Genomic DNA, 19,795 nt, shown 5'->3' on the forward strand with positions numbered 1-19,795 from the left:
CAAGGTTGGTCACATGAGCAAGCTGAGGCGCAACGTGGCGGCAGGCGCGGCGACGGTGCTTGTCGCATCATCCGCGATGCTCGCGCTCCCCGGGTCGGCAGTGGCTGCCGCCCCGATTGTCGCGAGCAGCTGCGGTCAGACAATGCGGGGCGACGCGGGTGCTCCGTTGTCGATTGACCTGGCCTCCGCACTCGGTATCTCTGGTGCGCCGACGGTCGGGCTCGGTGCCGTGTCGGAAGGCACGCGGTCCTACTCGCTGACCAAGTCCGAGCTGCTGGACGCCCTCGGTGGCCTTTCACTGCTCGGTATCACGCTGCCGAGCCTGTGCGAGGTGACCGTCACCGGTGTGAAGACCGTGACGGAGCCGGTGGAAGACGTGACCAAGTCGGTCCAGAAGGCCACGGAGCCGGTCACCGACGCGGTGCAAGACGGCGCGGAGACCCTTCAGAAGGCCACGGAGCCGGTCACCGATGCCGTGAAGGGCCTTGTCGGCGGCTCGGACGACCCGCCGACGTCCGGTGGGAATGGCGGCAACGGTGGTAACGGCGGCTCAGGCGGCGGTGGTGGAACTCCCCCGCCCGAGCCCAGGGATCAATCGGTACCTGGCCCATCGAGCCCGCCGATCGAGCCGAGTAACACCGGCATCGGTGCGCCGTACTACAGCGCGTTCTCGCCGATGAGCGCGTTCTCGACGTTCCCGTACCGCAACGCGTCGTTCTCCACGCACGCCCCTGGCTTGCGCTACGGCTCTGGCTTCAGCGACTACGCGCCGTCCTTCGGTGTACTCGGTGAGGACGGGTCCGGCGATGGCCAGGCGGTCGCCAACGCGGGGAGCGCCGACGCGCTGCCGCCGGGGCAGGGCAGGGTCGGTCTGCCGATGCTGCTCGCGGTGCTCGCGCTGGCCGCGGCGAGCGCCGGTTTGGTGCGCAGCTGGGTTCTTCGGAGTATCGCTCGCGTCCGATAGCGGGAATGATTCACAACTCACCGTGACCACGTAGGCTAACGCGAGAGTGTTTTGACGCCTGCGGTCACTCGTTCGGGCCGCGAACGGACTTCAAGGAGCCCCGATAGTGCCCAGCTACCGGTGTACCCGCCGTGCCCTGTCCGTGGTTCTCGCTGCCGGTATCGCGTACGTCTCGCTGGTCGGGCTGGCCCCGACCGCGGTGGCCACGGTGACGGCGGCGAGCTGCGGTGGCTCGATCGCGGGCAAAGTTGGCGAAGCGGTCAAGCTCAAGTCGGAGACCGTCAAAGAGTACGTCGTCGAGTCCGTCCACGACGGGCCGGAGGCGCCGCTGTTCGGCTGGAAGAACGAGCGGACACGGATGCGGGAGGCGTTCGAGGACGGCGCGTTCGAGCCCATCGCGCTGCCGAAGGTGCCGGACGCGGAGTCGACGCAATTCAACGGCAAGCGGATCGCGAAGGCCGTGCTCGCCAAGATCGACAGCGTCGACGAGGTCGCTGACATCGCGGAGGACGAGGAAAACCGCGAGAACATCACGGCGGCGATCAAGAAGAACTGCGGCCTGACGGTCACGGCGACGAACTACACGCCCCCGACATCGTCGACCCAGCCGCGTACCGGCGACGGCACGCAGGGCGGCGGACAAGATCGTACGCGGGACAAGGACAAGGCACCATCCACGACGCCGCGCCAGACCGGCGGCGCGGCGCCCCCGCCATCGGCGCGCTACGGCACCGACGAGGGGCGTGCCACGCAGCGCTACTACGGCACCCGGGTGCCGTCCGCCCCGCCTCCTACCGGCCGCGCCGGGCAGCCCGGCCTACCGACGAGCTCCATCGAGCCGCCCGCGCTGCCCGAGGACTTCGGCCAGTCCGACCCGAATGTGGACAACGCGGGCAATGCCGAGGCGATCGAGGCGGAGCGGGAGGCGGCGGCGGTGCGGTTACCGCTGCTCCTCGCGGTCATCGCCCTGGCGTGCGTCGCGGCGGCCCTCGTGCGGACCTGGGTCCTGCGCAAGGTAGGATGACGCGCTGACTAACCCTCCTGCCACGGATGGTCCGTGGCCGTTCCAGCCCAGAGGAGGTGAGTGGTTTGTCACGTCATTACGAGGTCATGGTGATCCTCGATCCCACTCTCGACGAGCGAACCGTCCCCACCACGTTGGAGAACTACCTCAACGTGATCCGGGATTCCGGCGGCAGCGTTGAGCAGGTGGACATCTGGGGCCGTCGCAGGCTCTCTTACGAGATCGCGAAGCACAGCGAGGGCATCTACGCCGTGCTCGACCTCAACGCGACGCCCGAAGCGGTGAAGGAGATGGACCGGCAGCTTTCGCTGCAGGAGATCGTGCTGCGCACCAAGGTGCTTCGCCGTGACACCAAGCGTTCCGTAGCGAAGGTTTGAGGTGATTCACCATGGCTGGTGACACCATCATCACGGTTGTCGGCAACCTGACCGCCGACCCCGAGCTTCGCTTCACACCGTCCGGCGCCGCCGTCGCGAACTTCACGGTCGCGTCGACGCCGCGCATCTTCGACCGGCAGGCCGGTGAGTGGAAGGACGGCGAGGCGCTGTTCTTGCGCTGCAACATCTGGCGGCAGTCGGCGGAGAACGTGGCCGAGTCGCTGTCGCGCGGCACCCGCGTCGTCGTGCAGGGCAGGCTCAAGCAGCGTTCCTTCGAGACGAAGGAAGGCGAGAAGCGCACTGTCGTCGAGCTCGAGGTTGACGAGATCGGCCCGTCGCTGCGCTACGCCACCGCCAAGGTGAACAAGGTGAGCCGGGGTGGCGGCGGTTTCGGTGGTAACTCCGGCGGTGGCGGATCCGCGCCTCCCGCTGACGACCCGTGGGGCTCCGCGCCCGTCGCGGGCGGCCAGAGTAGCGGGTTCTCCGACGAGCCGCCGTTCTAAGTGCCTAGCTGTCGACATCTGACCGGAACGTTTCAGACATAACCCAGGAGAATTACCGTGGCCAAGCCACCCATTCGCAAGCCGAAGAAGAAGGTCTGCGTGTTCTGCAAGGCGGAGAAGAAGGGCCGTCCGGAACCGATCGACTACAAGGACACCGCGCTGCTGCGCAAGTACATCTCCGACCGCGGCAAGATCCGCGCTCGCCGGGTGACGGGCAACTGCAGCCAGCACCAGCGTGACGTCGCGACCGCGGTCAAGAACTCGCGTGAGATGGCGTTGCTCCCCTACACCTCGACCGCGCGCTGAGTAGAAGGAGGAACGTCATGGCAAAGATCATCCTGACTGCCGACGTGGCGAACCTCGGCGGTCCCGGGGACATCGTCGAGGTCAAGGACGGCTACGCGCGCAACTACCTGTACCCGCGCGGGCTCGCGATGCAGGCGACCAAGGGCGCCGAGAAGAACATCGCGACGATCCGTCGTTCGCAGGAGGCCCGCCGGATCCGCGACCTCGACCACGCCAAGGAGGTCAAGGCCACGCTGGAGGGCATGGCTGACGTCGAGCTGCCCGCGAAGGCGTCCGAGAACTCGAAGAAGCTGTTCGGTTCCGTCACGGCCGCCGACGTCGCCGACGCCGTGAAGGCCGCCGGTGGCCCGGTGCTCGACAAGCGCAACATCGAGCTCGGCACCCACATCAAGCGGCTCGGCAAGCACTCGGTCACGGTGCGGCTGCACCCCGACGTCACCGCGAACTTCCGCGTGGACGTCGTACCGCGCTCCTGACCGCGGCTGACACCCCGTGAGCTGACCCGCGTCAGCCGCAGCGAACTCGGCCCCCGCTCCATGACCGGAGCGGGGGCCGAGTTCGTTTTATCGGTGCTCCGTGGACTTGTGCACACCCCGTGCGCGACACGCCGAACGACGAGTTTCCCGCGACACGCCGAGGAGTTTGCCCCCAGCTTATCCACAGTTTGTACACAAGGTTTGACCTGCGGTTTTTCACAACGGTGTGATGGTTGTCCCCAGGTTATCCCCAGCGAAAAGGTGGCCTGTGGTTGAACACCCGGCATCTTCCCCAGGAACTGCACAACGCTACCGCGATCCATCCCCAATCCATCCCCAATCCATCCCCAAGCGGTTTTGCTTCTCGCTCGGGCACCGGTCTAGCGTGCCGTGAGCCAGTGGTGCCTTCGGCGGTCCAGATCCACGAGACTCGTGCGTGTCGGTCCGGCTCGGCGTAGCATCCGGATGTATCATAGTCGAACGTTTATTCGAGCACGGCTCACTGTATTGACGTAGCCCAGGAGGGGGTGTTCGGCCCGGTGGCGCTCACCGATGACCGCGGTCCCGCATTCACGACGGACTCGCCGGGATCTGGCGGGAGCGGCGGATTCGACCGACAGCCACCGCAGGATGTTACGGCGGAGCAGTCCGTGCTGGGCGGCATGCTGTTGTCCAAGGACGCGATCGCCGACGTCATCGAGGTGGTGCGGCCCGGCGACTTCTACCGGCCCGCACACCAGGCCGTCTATGACTGCATCCTCGACCTCTACGGCCGTGGCGAACCGGCCGACCCGATCACGGTGTCGGCCGAACTGGAGCGGCGCGGTGAGCTGGGCCGGGTTGGTGGCGCGCCATACCTCCACACCCTGATCGCGACGGTGCCGACGGCGGCGAACGCCGGGTACTACGCCGAGATCGTCTCGGAGAAGGCCATCCTGCGCAGACTGGTCGAGGCTGGCACCCGGATCGTGCAGTACGGCTACGGTGCCGCCGATTCGTCCGGTGCCGCCGTTGACGAAGTCGTCGACCGGGCGCAGGCCGCGATCTACGAGGTCACCGAGCGCCGCGCGAGCGAGGACTACATCGCGCTGGAGGAACTGCTCCAGCCGACGATGGACGAGATCGACGCGATCGCGTCGAATGGTGGGACCGCTGAGGGCGTGCCGACCGGCTTCGCCGATCTCGACGAGGTCACCAATGGTCTTCACGCGGGTCAGATGGTCATCGTGGCGGCGAGACCTGGTATCGGCAAATCGACGCTGGGAATGGATTTTGTCCGTTCTTGTTCCATTAAGCACGGTTTGACCAGTGTCATCTTCTCGCTGGAGATGAGCCGCACCGAGATCGTGATGCGCCTGCTCTCGGCGGAGGCGAAGATCCGCCTGCAGGACATGCGTGGTGGCCGCATGACCGACGACGACTGGACTCGGCTGGCGCGGCGGATGAGCGAGATCAGCGAGGCGCCGCTGTTCATCGACGACTCGCCGAACATGACGATGATGGAGATCCGCGCGAAGGCCCGGCGGCTCAAACAGCGTCATGACTTGCAGCTCATCGTCGTCGACTACATGCAGCTGATGACGTCCGGCAAGAAGGTCGAGTCGCGGCAGCAAGAAGTGTCGGAGTTCTCCCGTCAGCTCAAGCTGCTCGCCAAGGAGCTTGAGGTGCCGCTAGTCGCTATCAGCCAGCTGAACCGTGGTCCCGAGCAACGCACCGACAAGCGACCAATGCTCTCCGACCTGCGTGAGTCCGGTTCGCTGGAGCAGGACGCCGATATCGTGCTGCTGATCAACCGTCCGGACGCCTCAGAGCGTGACGACCCGCGTGCGGGTGAGGCCGACCTGATCCTTGCCAAGCACCGTGCCGGTCCGACAAGCACGGTTACGGTGGCGCACCAGTTGCACTACAGCCGGTTCGCCGATCTCGCGCAGGCGTAGCCCGTCTCGCGGGCACCCGTCAGCCCGTCCAGGCCATCACCGAGAGGCGGTGGGCGAGCCGGGCGGCAGCGTCTCGTAACTCCCGGGGCTCCAGCACCTCCGCCTCGAAGCCCAGTCTGGCCACGTGCATGGCGAGCCAGTCCAGATCATCGCCGCCGGCGACGAGCACGCAGCCGTCGCCATCTTCCTCGACGCGCCCTACCTGGGGTGGCACCAGCTCCCGTACTTCGTCGGGTCGCGCGTGTACCCGTACCCGTGCGAGATACCGGTAAGGCGCAGTGGTCACGGACCGTTGTACGTAGGCGACCGGGTCCGGATGCTCCCTAGCCCGGAAGCGCCACGTTGTCGCCTCCACCTCGCGCATCCGGTCTAGCCTGAAGGTCCGCCAGTCGTCGCGGTCGATGTCCCAGGCCATCAGGTACCAGCGGCGGCTCGTGGCGACCATCCGCACTGGTTCGACCGTGCGCTCGCGTTCCTCACCGCTGCCGTCACGTGGACGACCCGCGTAGCGAAACCGTATGCGCACGGCGTCGCGACAGGCGCGCGCGAGCGTCATAAGCAGTTCCGCGTCGATCTGGACGCCGGGACCGACAAGGGTCTCGGTGGCGCCGTGTACGGCGCGCACCTCGGCGCGCAGCCGGGGCGGCATCACTTGGTCGAGCTTGGCGAGCGCTCGCAGCGCCGCCTCTCCGGCCCCGGCGACCGTGTCCCCTGTCGCCAGCCGCAAGGACACCGCCGTCGCGATCGCCTCTTCGTTGTCGAGGAGCAGTGGTGGCAGCCGGGTGCCCGCGCCGAGCTGGTAGCCACCGCCGACACCCGCCGTCGCGTGCACGGGGTAGCCAAGCGCGCGCAGCCGCTCGACATCGCGTCGCACCGATCGGTCAGTGACTCCCAGCTCGGCGGCGAGTTCGGTGGCGGTCCACGACGGCCGCCGCTGTAGCAGCGCCAGCAATCGCAGCACTCGCTCGGTCGTCGCTTCGACGGTCACGTACGCATCGTTCCACAGATCGCGGACCGAAACTGTCCGCTATTCACGAGAGTCTTTGGAACCATGACCGAACCGACCTGGAACCCGCTGCTTCGAGAGCAGCTCACCTGGCATTGGACCAACCAGCTACGCGATCGCCTCAACGGGCTCACCGACGACGAGTACTTCTGGGAGCCCACACCCGGATGCTGGAACGTACGCCGGCGCGGCACCGGTACCGCGCCGATACAGGCTGGATCCGGCGCGATGACCATCGACTTCGCGATGCCGGTGCCCGACCCGCCACCGTTCACGACGATCGCCTGGCGTCTCGGTCACGTGATTGTCGGCGTGCTCGCGATGCGCAATGCCTCCCACTTCGGTCGCGTGCCCACCGACTATCAGTCGTTCGAGTACGCCACGACCGCGGCGCGAGCGCTGGCCCAGCTCGACGCGGAGTACGCCACGTGGGTGGCTGGTGTCGAGTCCCTCGGCGAGGCTGGCCTCGCACGCCCGTGTGGTGAGGCCGAGGGACCGTTTGCCTCGGAACCGCTGGCGGCACTCGTGCTGCACATCAACCGTGAGCTGATCCACCACCTGGCCGAGGTGTGTCTGCTTCGCGACCTGTACCTGCACACGCGGACGCGATCGGAGACGAACTGAGATGGCCAGCGAAGTCCAAATCACCCTCGACTGCGACGACCCGGCCGGATTGTCGGCATTCTGGGCCGAAGTCCTCGGCTACCGCCTGCTGGACCCTCCCGAGGGCTTCGAGTCGTGGGAAGAGGCCCTCGTGGCGCTGAACGTGCCACCTGAAAACCGCAACGACCTCTCGGCATTGGTCGATCCCGATGGCTCCGGGCCGCGGTTACTCTTCCAGCGCGTACCCGAGCCCAAACAGGTCAAGAACCGCGTCCACATCGATGTGCGGGCGGCCCCAGGACTTGAGGGCGACGCGCGCATGTCCGCCCTGGAGGCGGAGGCCGAGCGGCTCGTCTCCCACGGTGCGACTCGGCTCAAGCGATACGAGCCTGCTCCCCCACTCGGCGCAGGGTGGATCGTAATGGCCGATCCCGAGGGCAACGAGTTCTGCCTCGACTGATCGGCCGCTGAGGCGGGAGCCGGTGTGCCCGCCTCAGCACACGCATGCCGGTAGTCAGCACCCCCTTCTTCCCCGTGCGTTCATGTCGCGAAGTGTGATGCCAAAGTGGTGTCATTACTGGCTCAGTATTGAGCCAGTAATGCTTGTAATGGTGCCATAAATGTGCCACCATGGCGCCATGGACTTAACGTCGTATGTGGGCAAGCTGGGGCGGGAGTTCGCCACGCTCGCCGAGGCCGGTGGTGACGAGGCGCGCGCCCTGGTTGAGCGCCTCACGGGCTCACTCGAATCGGCAATCCGGATGACGCTGCTCGAAGCGCTCTCCGACGCCGCGGACGAGATCACTCGCGACCTGGCTCCGGGTTCGGTGGAGCTGCGGCTGCGGGGACGGGATCCGGACTTCGTTGTGACGACGCCGCCCGCCGAGCCGATCCATGGTGCGACCGCCGACGGCCCGGCGGAGTACGGCGCCGGAGACAACCCTTCACCGATCGCCGAAGACGGCCCTACGACGCGGATCAACGTACGCCTGCCGGAGCAGCTCAAGGCCGCGGTTGAGGACGCCGCCGCCAGGGAAGGACGTTCGGTCAACGCGTGGCTCGTCCGCGCGGCCTCCGCAGCCCTGGAGCGCGCTGATCGTGATCAGAACCACGAGCAGCGCGTGGGCAATCGGGTCCAGCAGCGCTTCACCGGCTGGGTGCGCTAGCCACCGCACCGCGCCTCACCACACGTCCCCGACCTGCGGGGATGCCGTACCGACTCATGATGAGGGGACTCCCATGCCAAAATTTGACACTCCAGAACCGATATCCGTGACGCTGGAACTCGGCGTCGGCAACGTGCGGATGACCGCGAGCGACCGCACCGACACGGTTGTCGACGTGCGCCCGAGCGACCCCGCCGACGAATCGGACGTGCAGGCCGCGCAACGGGTCCGCGTCGACTACGCGAACGGCGTGCTTCAGGTCATTGGACAGAAGGCACGCGCCTTCGACTTCTCCCGCAAGACCAAGTCGGTCGACGTCTCCGTCGAGCTTCCCAGCGGTTCGCGAGTCACCGCCGAGGTCCAGGTCGGCAACTTCGACTGCGCGGGTCGGCTCGGGGAGTGCCGCTTGAAGACGTCCACTGGCAACGTCCGCCTTGAGCGAACCGGGCCGCTGCGCCTGCACACCTCGGCCGGTCACGTGACGGCGGGAGTCATCGCGGGCAACGCCGAGGTCCACACCGGTTCGGGTGCGGTTCGTATCGGCGAGGTTGAGGGTTCGCTGGTCGTCAAGAATTCCAACGGCAACACCGAAGTCGACGCCGTCAACGGTGACGCCAGGGTCCGCGCGGCGAACGGCGACATCTCCGTCGGACGGGCAGGCGCCGGGGTGGAGGCGAAATCGTCCAACGGCAGCATCCGCATCGGTGAGGCGGTCCGCGGTTCGGTCGTGCTCGGAAGCGCGATGGGCGACCTGGAGATCGGTATCGCGGAGGGCACCGCCGCCTGGCTGGAAGTGAAAACCTCGTTCGGGCACGTGCGCAACACCCTGGAGAACGCCGCCCGGCCCGAGGAGCCCGACGAGACCGTCGAGGTGCGCGCCCGCACCTCCTACGGCGACATCACAATCCGCCGTTCCTGAAGGGGAAACCATGGCTACTACCCAGTCCCAGCCCGCGGTCGCGGCAACCGGTCTGCGTAAGACATTCGGCGACCACGTTGTGCTCGACGGCGTCGACCTCACCGTGACACCGGGATCGGTCTTCTCCCTGCTCGGCGCGAACGGCGCAGGGAAGACCACCACGGTCAAGATCCTGTCCACTTTGATCAGTGCGGACGGCGGCACCGCGCGGGTCGGCGGACACGACGTCGTGCGCGAACCGGACGCGGTGCGTGCCGCGATCGGTGTCACCGGTCAGTTCTCCGCGGTGGACAACCTGCTCACCGGCGAGGAAAACCTGCTGCTGATGGCGGATCTGCATCATCTCGCGCGCGGTGAAGGGCGACGTCGAGCCGCCGAACTGCTCGAACGGTTTGACCTAGTCGAGGCAGCCCGCAAACCGGCGATTACCTACTCCGGGGGTATGCGGCGGCGGCTCGACCTGGCGATGACGCTGGTCGGCAGCCCGCGAGTGATCTTCCTCGACGAACCGACCGCCGGACTTGACCCGCGTAGCCGCCGGGGCATGTGGCAGATCGTCCGGGAACTGGTGGCCGATGGCGTAACCATCTTCCTCACCACACAGTACCTGGAGGAAGCCGACGAACTGGCCGACCGCATCGCGGTCCTCGACCACGGCCGGGTGATCGCGGAGGGAACCGAGGACGAGCTGAAACGCCGCATCCCCGGTGGGCACGTTCGCCTGCGGTTCGCCGAGCAGAAGGCGCTCGACGCTGCTCGGCGCGTGCTGGCTCATGCCGCACCGGACAACGACGCGCTCGCGCTGCGCGTGCCCAGCGACGGCAGCGTGCGCTCGCTGAAGACCCTCATCGACCAGCTCGACCGCCGGGCCATCGAGGTCGACGAACTGTCCGTGCACACCCCAGATCTTGACGACGTTTTCCTCGCCCTCACCGGCGCTACGAACGAGAAGGTGACTACCCGATGAGCACCCACGTCTTCACCGCGGACCTCCGGTTCCATCCGCTGCGCGACTCCGCGACGATGTTGCGCCGCAACCTCAAGCGCATGCTGCGGTACCCGTCGATGACCCTGACGCTCATCGGGATGCCGGTGGTGTTCCTGCTGTTGTTCGTCTACGTGTTCGGTGGCACGCTCGGCGCCGGGCTCGGCGGGGCGTCAGCCGGTCGCGCCGAGTACGTCAACTACGTGGCGCCCGCGATCATCCTGATGACCGTGACGGCGACGGTCCAGGGCACCGCGATCTCGATCGCCATGGACATGACCGAAGGCATCATCGCCCGATTTCGCACCATGCACATCGCGCGCGTCTCGGTGTTGACCGGACACGTCGTGGGTAGCGTGATCCAGGCGATGATCGGCCTGGCGATCGTGATCGGCGTGGCGCTGCTGGTCGGCTTCCGGCCTGTCGCCGGGCTGGGCGCGTGGCTGGCCACTGCCGGTTTCCTCGTGGTCGTGACGTTCGCACTCGTCTGGTTGTCCGTCGCACTCGGGCAGGTGAGCAAGAGCGTCGAGACCGCGAGCAACCTGCCCATGCCGCTGATCCTGTTGCCGTTCCTCGGTAGCGGGTTCGTCCCCACGGACTCCATGCCTGCCGGGCTGCGCTGGTTCGCCGAGCACCAGCCGTTCACGCCGATCATCGAAACCCTGCGCGGTCTGCTGATGGCCCAGCCTCTCGGGAACGACGTCTGGATCGCGCTCGCCTGGTGCGTCGTCATCATGCTGGGCGGATACGTCTGGTCGAAAAGGCTGTTCAACCGCGAGTACTCCCGCTAACGGCGGCCGACTTCGCAGCCCGCCGAACCGCCGGTACGACAGCCTGCTGCTCCCGGCTGATTTACTTGGTCAACATCCGCACGTCAGTAGAAAAACGACATCATCAGTCCTACCCGGGAAGTACACCGCGAGTGACAGAGCACCTCGGCTACGCCCAGCGCATCCGACAGGAGCTGGAGGAGATGGCGTTCGTCGTCGAAGACGCCGCCGAACCGGGCGAGTACGTCGTTACGGCTTATGGCGACGACGACCTACCACTGCGGCCTCGGCTGAGCCTGCCTGAGGACGTCCTCGCCGATTACCTGGACGCGCTGGCGGCCGACCTTGCCGCTGACGCGGCGTGGGACACCGAACAGCCGCTGGACGAGGCCATCTCGCTTGTGTTGATCAATATCGAGGAAGAGCTGGCGTCGACCGACCTGGAGGGCCGCAACCACGCCGTGCACGTCGGCGTGCGGCGCGACCACGCGGGCTCAGCGCAGTGGGTCGCGGAACGTGAACCCGCAAGAGACGCCGCCTCCGGGGCCGAGCTGGCGCGCGAACTGGAATGGGTGGCCGACCCGCCGCGTCTCGACGAGCGGGATGCTCAGTACACCCCGCCGAGCTTCGAGTGATCCCAGCTGACCACCTTCGTCGGGGTGAACACGATCCCCACTCGCTTGGCTGCTTGCTTGCGCAGGACGTCCACCAGCGAAGGCGGAACCTCGACGCTCTCGTCCTCGAACGTGTAGCGGTGCATGAGGTCGATGCCGATGCGCAGCGTCTCGTCGGCGTCGTCGATCAGTTCGACGTCGCATTCCATCGATACGCCGCGCAGCTGCTCGTACTGCTCGCCGTCCTCGACGAGCACCGTGGCTTCCGGGAGCCGTCGGAGGTTGGCGACCTTCTGTGAGCTGCCGTAGGTCCACGTCTCCAGCCGAGGCGCTTCGACGTCGTCCACTCGGGGGAGGTACCACAGTGGAGCCAGGTGTGGTCGCCCTTTCGGGCCCATGGTGGCCACGTTGATCACCCGCTGCGACGAGAGGAACTCGGCGACCTCCGTCGCGGACATCTTGATCTGATCACGTCGAGACATGCGAGCACTCTAGACCCGCGACACGCAGGGGCGGCCAGCGGCACGAAACAATCGTTATGTGCCTGGCGCATCCAACTGCTTCGCGCGCTGCTGTTTTGCCCGTTCGGTCGCGGCTTTGCCGCCGTGGCCGGTCATCGCGGCCTCCCGCGCGCCCCTGCGCCGGATGTCCTCGATCGCCTCGGCGTCGGCCTCGGCGACGTGCATCATCCGCGAGCCGACCTCGATGAACGGCGGCAGGAACGCCCTGATCAGCTTCGCGCCGCCGACCCAGCGTGGCACGTGGATCGTCCGCGACCGCCGCAGCACGCCCTCTTCCAGCTTGTCCAGCGCGAACCCCAGCGGATACGTCTTGCCGAACAGCCCCGGCATCCCCGCGCGGAGCTTGCCGAATACCGGGTGCTTGTCCGCGCTCTCCACCAGGTCGGTGCGGATCCAGCTCGGGTGCGCGACGCCGACTTTCACGTTCAGATGTCGCAGTTCCGCCCGCAGGCTGTTGCAGAACGCCTCGACGGCCGCCTTCGCGGCGCAGTAGTTCGCCAGACCTGGCGCGTGGGTGATCGCGGCCAGCGAGGAGATCGCCAGCAGGTAGCCCTTGCGCTCGATGACGTGCGGCATCGTCACCCGGAAGGTGCGCCACACCCCAAGCAGGTCCACCTCGAACACCTTCTCGTACGCCACGGGGTCAACCGACCGGGCGAAGCCGGTGGTCGCGATGCCCGCGTTGGCGATCACGATGTCAATGCCGCCCCACTTCTCGACGACGACGGTCGTGGCGGCCTCCAGCTCTTCCCAGCTGGTGACGTCGGCTTCGAGGGACACGGCGTTGGGGCCGATCCGCTCGGCGACAGTGTCCTGCTCCTCGATCTCGAGACCGACGAGCGCGACCTTGGCGCCCCTGCGCGCGAACCGCTCCGCGAGCCCGGCACCGATCCCGCGGGCCGCGCCGGTGATGAACACGACGGTGCCGTCGAGGTTGCCCTTGCGCTTGAAGGGGTTGCGCACCACTGGCTCTCCGCTCCTTTGCGATGACAGGTCGATGAGCTTACTCCCAAGTAAGTGTTGTCGTAGAGTAACAGTTACTTGCGAGTACGTCTGTCGTTCTTTCGTACGAATTGGTCACATCGCCCGCCCGTTCGTGGGCGGCGGGACAGCGCTGTCGCCACGGTCACGGGGTGCGTTATGGGGCGTGACCCAACGGGTTGATGTGCTCGTAGGATGCGGGTAGGAGACAGCTGACAGCACCGCCTGCCCACGAGGCGGCATATCCGCGCAGAACCCCCGCCCGAGGAGGAGCACCGATGCCTATCGCAACCCCCGAGGTTTACGCAGAGATGCTGGACCGAGCCAAGGAGGCAGAGTTCGCGTATCCGGCGATCAACGTGACCTCGTCGGAAACGCTGAACGCCGCCATCCGAGGGTTCGCGGAGGCCGAGAGCGACGGCATCATCCAGTTCTCCACCGGCGGCGCGGAGTTCGCCTCTGGCCAGAAGGTCAAGGACATGGTCACCGGTGCGACCGCGCTCGCCGAGTTCGCGCACATCGTCGCCGACAAGTACCCGATCAACGTCGCCCTGCACACCGACCACTGCCCGAAGGACAAGCTGGACGGCTTCGTCCGGCCGCTGCTCGAGATCTCCCAGGAGCGCGTGAACGCGGGCAAGAACCCGCTGTTCCAGTCCCACATGTGGGACGGCTCCGCGATCGACCTGGACGAGAACCTGGAGATCGCCGCCGAGCTGCTCGGCAAGGCAGCCGCGGCCAAGATCATCCTTGAGGTCGAGATCGGCGTCGTCGGTGGCGAGGAAGACGGCGTTTCCAACGAGATCAACGAGAAGCTCTACACCGCTGAGGGTGACTTCGTGAAGACCGTCGACGCGCTCGGCGCGGGCGACAAGGGTCGCTACCTGCTCGCCGCCACGTTCGGCAACGTCCACGGCTCCTACAAGCCCGGCGCGGTGCAGCTCAAGCCGGACGTCCTCAAGCGTGGTCAGGCCGTCGCCGCCGAGAAGCTGGGACTGCCCGAGGGCTCCAAGCCGTTCGAGTTGGTCTTCCACGGCGGCTCCGGCTCGCTGCTCGAAGAGATCCACGAGGCGGTGTCCTACGGCGTCGTCAAGATGAACGTCGACACCGACACGCAGTACGCCTTCACCCGCCCGATCGCCGACCACATGTTCAAGAACTACGACGGCGTGCTCAAGATCGACGGCGAGGTCGGCAACAAGAAGGTCTACGACCCGCGCAGCTACATGAAGGTCGCGGAGGGCGCCATGGCCACCCGCGTCGTCCAGGCCGCCGAGAACCTGAAGTCGGCGGGCAAGAAGCTCTGAGCGCGCTGCGATGGTGCCGTCGGTCAGTCGCCGATGGCACCATCCGCGATCGCGCTCGTTGGCGCCACTGGGTACCGGGAGTCCGGCTGCACGCCGCCGGCACCACCGGCAGTGTCCAGTAGCCCACCGGCGGCGCGGACTCGGTGGTCAGCCCTCCAGGGCCGCCTTCAGCTCAGCCAGTCGCTCCCGCCACCGCTGCTTGAGCTTGGCCGCCGTGTCGGCGTCCGTCAGCTTGGTGTGGCTCACCGCGACCTGCGTCTTGGCCTCTCCCTTGGCGGTGAAGAGGAACTCGACCTTGCCGGGTTCGCCGTCGAGCACCGCGCGGAACACCTTGTTCTCCCGCGACTTGCCGTGCGGTGTGAGTGTGTCGCCCAACCATTGACCGCGCTGTCCGGCATCGGCGATGGCGGCGTAGGCGACGGCGAGTGGTGCGGCGATTGTTTTGCTCGCGTTCGCCGCGAAGTAGCCGTCACACTGTTGGCCTGGTTGCCGGAGACCTCGTTCCTGTTCGTAGCCGACGGTGATGCTCTGCGCCCACCAGCCGGACACGTTGTGCTGCTCGCCGATCCACCGGGCGATCTCGGTGTGGCTGCGGTCGCGAGCGCCCCACTCATCGAGCAGCGCGAACCACTCGGCCCAGCCACGGCCGGTGTTGCGCCGGATCGACTCGTCGTTGTTGATGTGGACGGCACGGCGCGCGGTATCGGTACTCGACGTCGTGCTGGTGGCCGAATCGGGCGCGGCGGGTTCCTGCTCAGGCAGCAGGTGCCTGCGTGCGGCCGTGTAGCTCTCGCCGGTCTTGGCCATGCGGGCGCGCACGCGACGCTTGAATGACTTCTGCGTGGTCATCGGGACGCTCCTTCCCGTGGCGGCGGCGATCCGACTCACGCTCGGCATCGCCCCACCGGAAAGGGGCGGAGACACCACCGGAGAGAACTCGCGGTCCCCTTTACCTCCGCTGAGCCGGTGGCGTGAGCACCGGGGAGAAGGTCAGGCGCTCCGACTGCGCCGTGATCAGACTACGCCGCGAGCGGGTCGCCCTCAAGCCGCGCCGCTGCCCGCTCCCGTGCGTAGCCGCCCAGCCAGCGGCTCCACCGCCGCCCACAGCACGCCGACTGCCACCAGCACCACTGGCAGCGTCCAGTAGTCCACCGGCGGCGCGGACTCGGTGTGGACGTCGCCGAGCAGCCAGGGCCGCAACTGCGCCTGCACCCACAACGCGCCGAAGCCGAGCGCGGCGACCAGCACCCCACCCAGCGGCGCCCGCAGTCGCGCCGACCGCACCCGTTGCGCCCGCGACCGAGCCAATGGCAGCAGGAACGCCAGATCCACCGCGAGCCCGACGAACACCAGGTAGAACGGCACCGTGGACGGCGGGAAGCCCCCAGCGACCAGCAGTGGCCAGATCGCGGCCCGGTAGGCGACGTACGCGCCAGCGACCGCGGTCGCTGTCCAGCGCACCCGCACCACCGCACGCGCGGCGATCAGCAGCAGCGCCATCACGCCGATGCCCCACAGCGGGTACACCCAGTCCGGAATCGGCAGCGCGAAGTGGATCACGGCATCGCGGTCGACGGTGCGCCCGAGGTCGTCCGCCGCGAACTGGAGCAGCGACGGCTCAGCACCTGGCTCGCCACGCTCCCACGCCCGCAGCGCGAGGATGCCGTACTCCTGCTGGCCATTGGCGAAATACGCGGTTTCCAGCAGGAACGCCCACAATGCGACCAGCGTCAGCGTGCGGGTCTTGCCCGGCTTGCCGTAGCTCAGCCAGCCGTCGATCGCACCGAGGATCATCACGGCCGTCCCGATGTAGAGCATCGCGTGCGTCGGGCTCCACGCCGTCAGGTCGAGGCCGCTGATGCGGTGGTTGAGCACGTCGAGTGGCGCCGCGAGCAGGAACGTCACGGTGCCCGCCTGCATCAGCCGTAGCGACCGGCGGGTGCAGGCCATCCCGGTGTAGGTGTGAATGATGACCAGCGCGCAGACCATCGCGGTGCCCACGCTGTTCAGCAGGTGCGGCGGCGCGAAGTCGTCCCGGATCCACATGAAGTGCCACGACATGTCCCAGGACGAGCCGAGCAGCTTGAACAGCAGCGCGACGAGCCAGGTGCGGTAGGTGAAGCTCACCACCCAGTCCGGTGTCGGCCGACCCGGTCTCCTGCGCTGCCAGTACCGCTGGAAGAACACGCGGGTCTTGGTGACGGGGCCGCCATGGGGAGCGGGCTCGGTAGCGGGCTCGGGGGCGGGTACTGCCGCAAGCTGGTCGGTCACGGAGGCATCCTCTCGCGCGCGGGGCCGCGCGGAAGCGGGTCGGGAGGCGATCTCGGGGGAACATCGGGGTATCCCCTGACGCAGGTTTATGAAAATACCTCGGGAACACGCCGTCGCGGGGCCGGTGTGGCGAGAACCGCGTCCGCACTGCATCATCGTCGTGATGATGTCGAAACGTGCGATCGCCATTGTGCTGGTCTTACTGCTGGTGCTCGCGGGCGGTAGTTGGTTCTTCAGCCTGCTTGGCTGAGACCGTCAGCTCGGGGGATGACCGCTGTCGCCGCCGCTGATGGCGCTGGCAGGATGGCACCATGACGAACCTGCTAGAACCGGAGCCAACGCTGTTACCCGCGCGCGCCGACGCGCAGGCGGCGCTGGACGCCGGAACCCCGCCATCCGAGGTCGCCGCGGAGCATCCGGACTGCAGCGAGGCATGGGCCGCTCTCGCCGAGCACGCGCTCGACGCGGGGGAGTACGTCGCCTCCTACGCCTACGCGCGCACCGGCTACCACCGCGGCCTCGACCAACTCCGCAAGGCGGGCTGGAAGGGACACGGTCCCGTGCCGTGGAGCCACCGCCCCAACCAGGGCTTCCTGCGCTCGGTCGCCGCGTTGGCGCGCGCGGCGGAGCGCATCGGGGAGACCGAGGAGTACCTGCGCTGCTCGCAGTTCCTTTCGGACTCCGACCCGGAGGCTGCCAAGGCGACCGGCTTGGCTTGAGCGGCGACGCGGTTGGGGTAGCGACCGAGCGTGGCCGCTACCCCAGTCGCGCCTGGGTTAGAAGGCGGAGCAGTTCGAGCTGAACGGTTCGCCCGCGATCCGAGCTTCGAGAAACCCGAACATCTCGGCGTAGCTGACTAGGGCACCAGCGACGTGGCCAGGAGCCACGTTGCCGCTGAACCGCACGTCAGCCCCTTGATCGCACCAGCGGTGGGCGGTGCCACGCCCGGCCTCGTAGGGCACCACGTCGTCGTACTCGCTGTGGGTCACCAGCGTCGGCACACTCGGCGCCCGACCGTCGCCAAGCAGCTGCTCGGACACTGGGCCCGCCCACGGCGACTCGGTGATGTACTCCCGCATCGGTCTGCCGTCGACGGTGAGCGACGACGTGTCCGTCCACGCCGTGGTCAGCACCGACTCGATCGTGCATTGCTCGGCGAGTTCGTCGAACCAGGCGTGGCCCTTCTCGTTGAGGATGTCGTCGAGGTTCGTCGGGTAGGCGGCGTCTAGGCCTTTGGCTGCGTACCCGAGGAAGGCCACGTAGAGGCTGCCGTCCAGCTTCCGCGCGACGATCTCGAGATCACCGGGAACGCCACCGGCCGCCACACCGATGATGCCGAGCTCTGGCGCGTAGGACGCCGCCAGCTCCGCGGCCGCTCCCGCGGCCTCTCCGCCCTGTGAGTACCCGGCGATCGCGATCGGCGCGGTCGGAGACAGTCCGGTGCCCTGCAGGTTCAGGGCTGCCCTCGCGGAGTCGAGCACTGCCCTGCCGGTCGCCTCGCGGACCATGTAGGTGTGCGTGCCCGACGTCCCGAGGCCCTGGTAGTCGGTCATCGCGACCGCATAGCCCCGCAGTAGCAGGCCGCTGATGAACGGGGCCTCGTACTCCGTGCCGACTGTGGTCTGCCGCGACGGTGCGCACTGGTCACCGAGGCCCTGCGTGCCAGCGGCGTAGGCCACGACCGGCCGTTCACCGGGGCCGTCCCACTCCGCGTTCGGCACGATCAGCTGGCCGGTCACGGCGATCGGATCGCCACCGCGGTCGGTTGTGCGATACATCATCCGCGTCACCTCGGCGTCCACCTTCACCAGCTTCAACGGCGAGATCCAGAACTCGGACGGTTCGCTGCGTACGAGCGCGCCGTTCTCGGCGGGCAAGGTCTTCGGCGGGTCGTAGAAGGTGGTGCCGGGGTATTCCTCGCACGTGAACCGGGCGTCGCCCCAGTCGGCATGGTCCTCGTCGATGCCGTCTCCCGCGTCGTCGACCACGAGATCGACGAACTCCGCGCCCGCGATCCGCGCGTCGACCGTACGAGTAAAGGAGTAGCCGGTCAGGCGGTCGGAGGCATACACCTGGTAGCCGTCGGCGATGACCCGGAACCGCACCGAACCGCTGCCGCCCACTTCCTCGTCGATGCCGACCTTGGCGGTGAAGGTGTCGCACTGGCCGCCGGTGTAGAACCGCAGCCGGGAGTTGGCGTGCACCCCGATTCCCTTGTCGAACGTGTACGAGTTGACGTGCAAGGTGGCGCCGTCACCGACTTCTTTCTCGCCGTTGGACATGTCCCGTTCGGCGGGTCCCCACCCGTTCTGGTGGCGAACGAAGCTCATGTCGCTGGCCCAGGTGTCGCTGGTGGGGGCGGTCAGGTCCCCGACAGGCTGGGCGGTGCCATCCCCTGAGCACAGGAACCGCGCGCCCGCCCAGTCCGCGTGGTCGTAGTCGATGGTGTCGCCGCCTTCGTTTACCACCAGGTCGACGTAGGACGCGCCGTCGATGTCCGCCTCGATCCTGGCGACGTCCGATGATCCCGTGAGTACCGGGCTCTGCGCAGCAGTGGCGCCGTCGGCGATGACGCTGAAGACGACCGATCCGGAGTACCACACCTCGTCGTCGACGCCGATGTCGGAGACGAAGGTCTCGCAGTTCCCGCCAAGGTGGTAGCGGATCACCGACCCGGCGTGCACGCCGAGTCCCTTCGCGTAGCTGTTCCCATCGACCGTGATGGTGGATCCGTCACCGGCCTCTTTCTCGCCGTTGGACATGTCCCGTTCGACCGGCCCCCAGCCGTTCCGCGCCGAGACCCAGTCGAGGTCGCTGGCGTAGACGTCCGCCGTCGGGGGTGCTGGTTCGCTCTCCTCGCCGGTCGCGGCGCCCGCTGCTCCGACCGTAGACGCGGCGATCGCAGCTAACGTGACAAGGAAGACGGATAGTCGCCGACGGACACCGAGTGCAGACTTCACCATAGGGAAGGCCCTCACTTTCCGCTCGCAGGGTGACAGTGAGGTGAATGCTGAATGTCGGAGCGGAAAGTGCGGAACTGTGCGTGTCCCCAGAGGTCGTCGTGC

At 67.4% G+C, this 19,795-nt stretch carries 23 protein-coding genes; 17 read left to right on the top strand and 6 right to left on the bottom strand.

Annotation, left to right across the window (positions count from 1 at the left end; all coding sequences use genetic code 11):
• The first annotated feature begins 13 nt into the window (after positions 1-13).
• The 7 genes from ACFQGD_RS01815 (at position 14) to dnaB (ending at position 5,587) form a co-directional block, all read left to right on the top strand.
• Entirely contained in the window at positions 14-964 is a 951-nt protein-coding gene (locus ACFQGD_RS01815; protein WP_345402692.1) for a hypothetical protein, read from the top strand.
• A gap of 106 nt (positions 965-1,070) precedes the next feature.
• Positions 1,071-1,988: a hypothetical protein gene (locus ACFQGD_RS01820; protein ID WP_345402689.1), complete on the top strand. Its 918-nt coding sequence runs from the start codon at positions 1,071-1,073 to the stop codon at positions 1,986-1,988.
• 65 nt (positions 1,989-2,053) lie between these two features.
• Complete coding sequence (rpsF, locus tag ACFQGD_RS01825; protein ID WP_345402765.1) at positions 2,054-2,365, top strand: 30S ribosomal protein S6; 312 nt, start codon at positions 2,054-2,056, stop codon at positions 2,363-2,365.
• A gap of 11 nt (positions 2,366-2,376) precedes the next feature.
• Positions 2,377-2,868: a single-stranded DNA-binding protein gene (locus ACFQGD_RS01830; protein ID WP_345402686.1), complete on the top strand. Its 492-nt coding sequence runs from the start codon at positions 2,377-2,379 to the stop codon at positions 2,866-2,868.
• A gap of 57 nt (positions 2,869-2,925) precedes the next feature.
• On the top strand, positions 2,926-3,174 hold the full coding sequence (gene rpsR, locus ACFQGD_RS01835) for a 30S ribosomal protein S18 (protein ID WP_034268085.1): 249 nt from the start codon (positions 2,926-2,928) through the stop codon (positions 3,172-3,174).
• A gap of 17 nt (positions 3,175-3,191) precedes the next feature.
• Positions 3,192-3,650, top strand: coding sequence for a 50S ribosomal protein L9 (gene rplI / locus ACFQGD_RS01840; RefSeq protein ID WP_345402679.1), 459 nt, complete (start codon positions 3,192-3,194; stop codon positions 3,648-3,650).
• Between the two features lie 539 nt (positions 3,651-4,189).
• Positions 4,190-5,587 (top strand): replicative DNA helicase, encoded by a 1,398-nt coding sequence (dnaB, locus tag ACFQGD_RS01845; protein ID WP_345402676.1) that lies wholly within the window; start codon positions 4,190-4,192, stop codon positions 5,585-5,587.
• Between the two features lie 19 nt (positions 5,588-5,606).
• Here the strand turns inward: dnaB and ACFQGD_RS01850 are convergent, their stop codons facing one another.
• Entirely contained in the window at positions 5,607-6,575 is a 969-nt protein-coding gene (locus ACFQGD_RS01850) for a helix-turn-helix transcriptional regulator (protein ID WP_345402673.1), read from the bottom strand.
• 63 nt (positions 6,576-6,638) lie between these two features.
• Between ACFQGD_RS01850 and ACFQGD_RS01855 the strand changes: the two genes are divergently transcribed.
• The 7 genes from ACFQGD_RS01855 to ACFQGD_RS01885 all read left to right on the top strand — a co-directional run bounded on the left by ACFQGD_RS01855 (position 6,639) and on the right by ACFQGD_RS01885 (position 11,671).
• Positions 6,639-7,217 carry a DinB family protein gene (locus ACFQGD_RS01855; RefSeq protein ID WP_345402670.1) on the top strand — a complete coding sequence of 193 codons (579 nt, stop codon included), beginning with the start codon at positions 6,639-6,641 and terminating at the stop codon, positions 7,215-7,217.
• Between the two features lies 1 nt (position 7,218).
• Positions 7,219-7,656 (top strand): VOC family protein, encoded by a 438-nt coding sequence (locus ACFQGD_RS01860; protein ID WP_345402667.1) that lies wholly within the window; start codon positions 7,219-7,221, stop codon positions 7,654-7,656.
• Positions 7,657-7,834: 178 nt separating this feature from the next.
• Positions 7,835-8,362: a YlcI/YnfO family protein gene (locus tag ACFQGD_RS01865; RefSeq protein WP_345402664.1), complete on the top strand. Its 528-nt coding sequence runs from the start codon at positions 7,835-7,837 to the stop codon at positions 8,360-8,362.
• A 73-nt stretch (positions 8,363-8,435) separates the two neighbouring features.
• Positions 8,436-9,281, top strand: coding sequence for a DUF4097 family beta strand repeat-containing protein (locus ACFQGD_RS01870; protein ID WP_345402661.1), 846 nt, complete (start codon positions 8,436-8,438; stop codon positions 9,279-9,281).
• A 10-nt stretch (positions 9,282-9,291) separates the two neighbouring features.
• Positions 9,292-10,248, top strand: a complete 957-nt coding sequence (locus tag ACFQGD_RS01875) for an ATP-binding cassette domain-containing protein (protein ID WP_345402658.1) — start codon at positions 9,292-9,294, stop codon at positions 10,246-10,248.
• Positions 10,245-11,057, top strand: coding sequence for an ABC transporter permease (locus ACFQGD_RS01880; protein ID WP_345402655.1), 813 nt, complete (start codon positions 10,245-10,247; stop codon positions 11,055-11,057). Before ACFQGD_RS01875 ends, ACFQGD_RS01880 begins: the two co-directional genes overlap by 4 nt.
• A gap of 131 nt (positions 11,058-11,188) precedes the next feature.
• Positions 11,189-11,671: a hypothetical protein gene (locus tag ACFQGD_RS01885; protein WP_345402652.1), complete on the top strand. Its 483-nt coding sequence runs from the start codon at positions 11,189-11,191 to the stop codon at positions 11,669-11,671.
• Here ACFQGD_RS01885 and ACFQGD_RS01890 read toward each other — a convergent pair.
• Together ACFQGD_RS01890 and ACFQGD_RS01895 are read right to left on the bottom strand one after the other, a co-directional pair.
• Positions 11,644-12,132, bottom strand: a complete 489-nt coding sequence (locus ACFQGD_RS01890) for a pyridoxamine 5'-phosphate oxidase family protein (protein WP_345402649.1) — start codon at positions 12,130-12,132, stop codon at positions 11,644-11,646. The two genes, ACFQGD_RS01885 and ACFQGD_RS01890, sit on opposite strands and share 28 nt — an antisense overlap.
• Positions 12,133-12,186: 54 nt before the next feature.
• Entirely contained in the window at positions 12,187-13,134 is a 948-nt protein-coding gene (locus ACFQGD_RS01895; protein ID WP_390183353.1) for a short-chain dehydrogenase/reductase, read from the bottom strand.
• A gap of 296 nt (positions 13,135-13,430) precedes the next feature.
• On the opposite strand from ACFQGD_RS01895, the gene fbaA reads away from it, so the two are divergent.
• Complete coding sequence (gene fbaA, locus ACFQGD_RS01900; protein ID WP_345402643.1) at positions 13,431-14,459, top strand: class II fructose-bisphosphate aldolase; 1,029 nt, start codon at positions 13,431-13,433, stop codon at positions 14,457-14,459.
• 147 nt (positions 14,460-14,606) lie between these two features.
• Here the strand turns inward: fbaA and ACFQGD_RS01905 are convergent, their stop codons facing one another.
• Positions 14,607-15,308, bottom strand: coding sequence for a DUF4287 domain-containing protein (locus ACFQGD_RS01905; protein WP_345402640.1), 702 nt, complete (start codon positions 15,306-15,308; stop codon positions 14,607-14,609).
• Between the two features lie 192 nt (positions 15,309-15,500).
• A complete protein-coding gene (locus ACFQGD_RS01910; RefSeq protein WP_345402762.1) occupies positions 15,501-16,646 on the bottom strand; it encodes a hypothetical protein in 1,146 nt (381 codons plus the stop codon).
• A gap of 172 nt (positions 16,647-16,818) precedes the next feature.
• Between ACFQGD_RS01910 and ACFQGD_RS01915 the strand changes: the two genes are divergently transcribed.
• Together ACFQGD_RS01915 and ACFQGD_RS01920 are read left to right on the top strand one after the other, a co-directional pair.
• Positions 16,819-16,980 carry a hypothetical protein gene (locus ACFQGD_RS01915; RefSeq protein ID WP_345402637.1) on the top strand — a complete coding sequence of 54 codons (162 nt, stop codon included), beginning with the start codon at positions 16,819-16,821 and terminating at the stop codon, positions 16,978-16,980.
• A gap of 61 nt (positions 16,981-17,041) precedes the next feature.
• On the top strand, positions 17,042-17,449 hold the full coding sequence (locus ACFQGD_RS01920; RefSeq protein WP_345402634.1) for a DUF3151 domain-containing protein: 408 nt from the start codon (positions 17,042-17,044) through the stop codon (positions 17,447-17,449).
• Positions 17,450-17,506: 57 nt separating this feature from the next.
• Here ACFQGD_RS01920 and ACFQGD_RS01925 read toward each other — a convergent pair whose 3' ends face one another.
• The gene (locus ACFQGD_RS01925; RefSeq protein WP_345402631.1) at positions 17,507-19,693 is read right to left on the bottom strand and encodes an NPCBM/NEW2 domain-containing protein; all 2,187 of its coding nucleotides are present in this window, start codon (positions 19,691-19,693) and stop codon (positions 17,507-17,509) included.
• Positions 19,694-19,795: the final 102 nt, after the last annotated feature.

It is taken from the genome of Haloechinothrix salitolerans (assembly GCF_042662605.1).
Classification (GTDB): domain Bacteria; phylum Actinomycetota; class Actinomycetes; order Mycobacteriales; family Pseudonocardiaceae; genus Haloechinothrix_A; species Haloechinothrix_A salitolerans.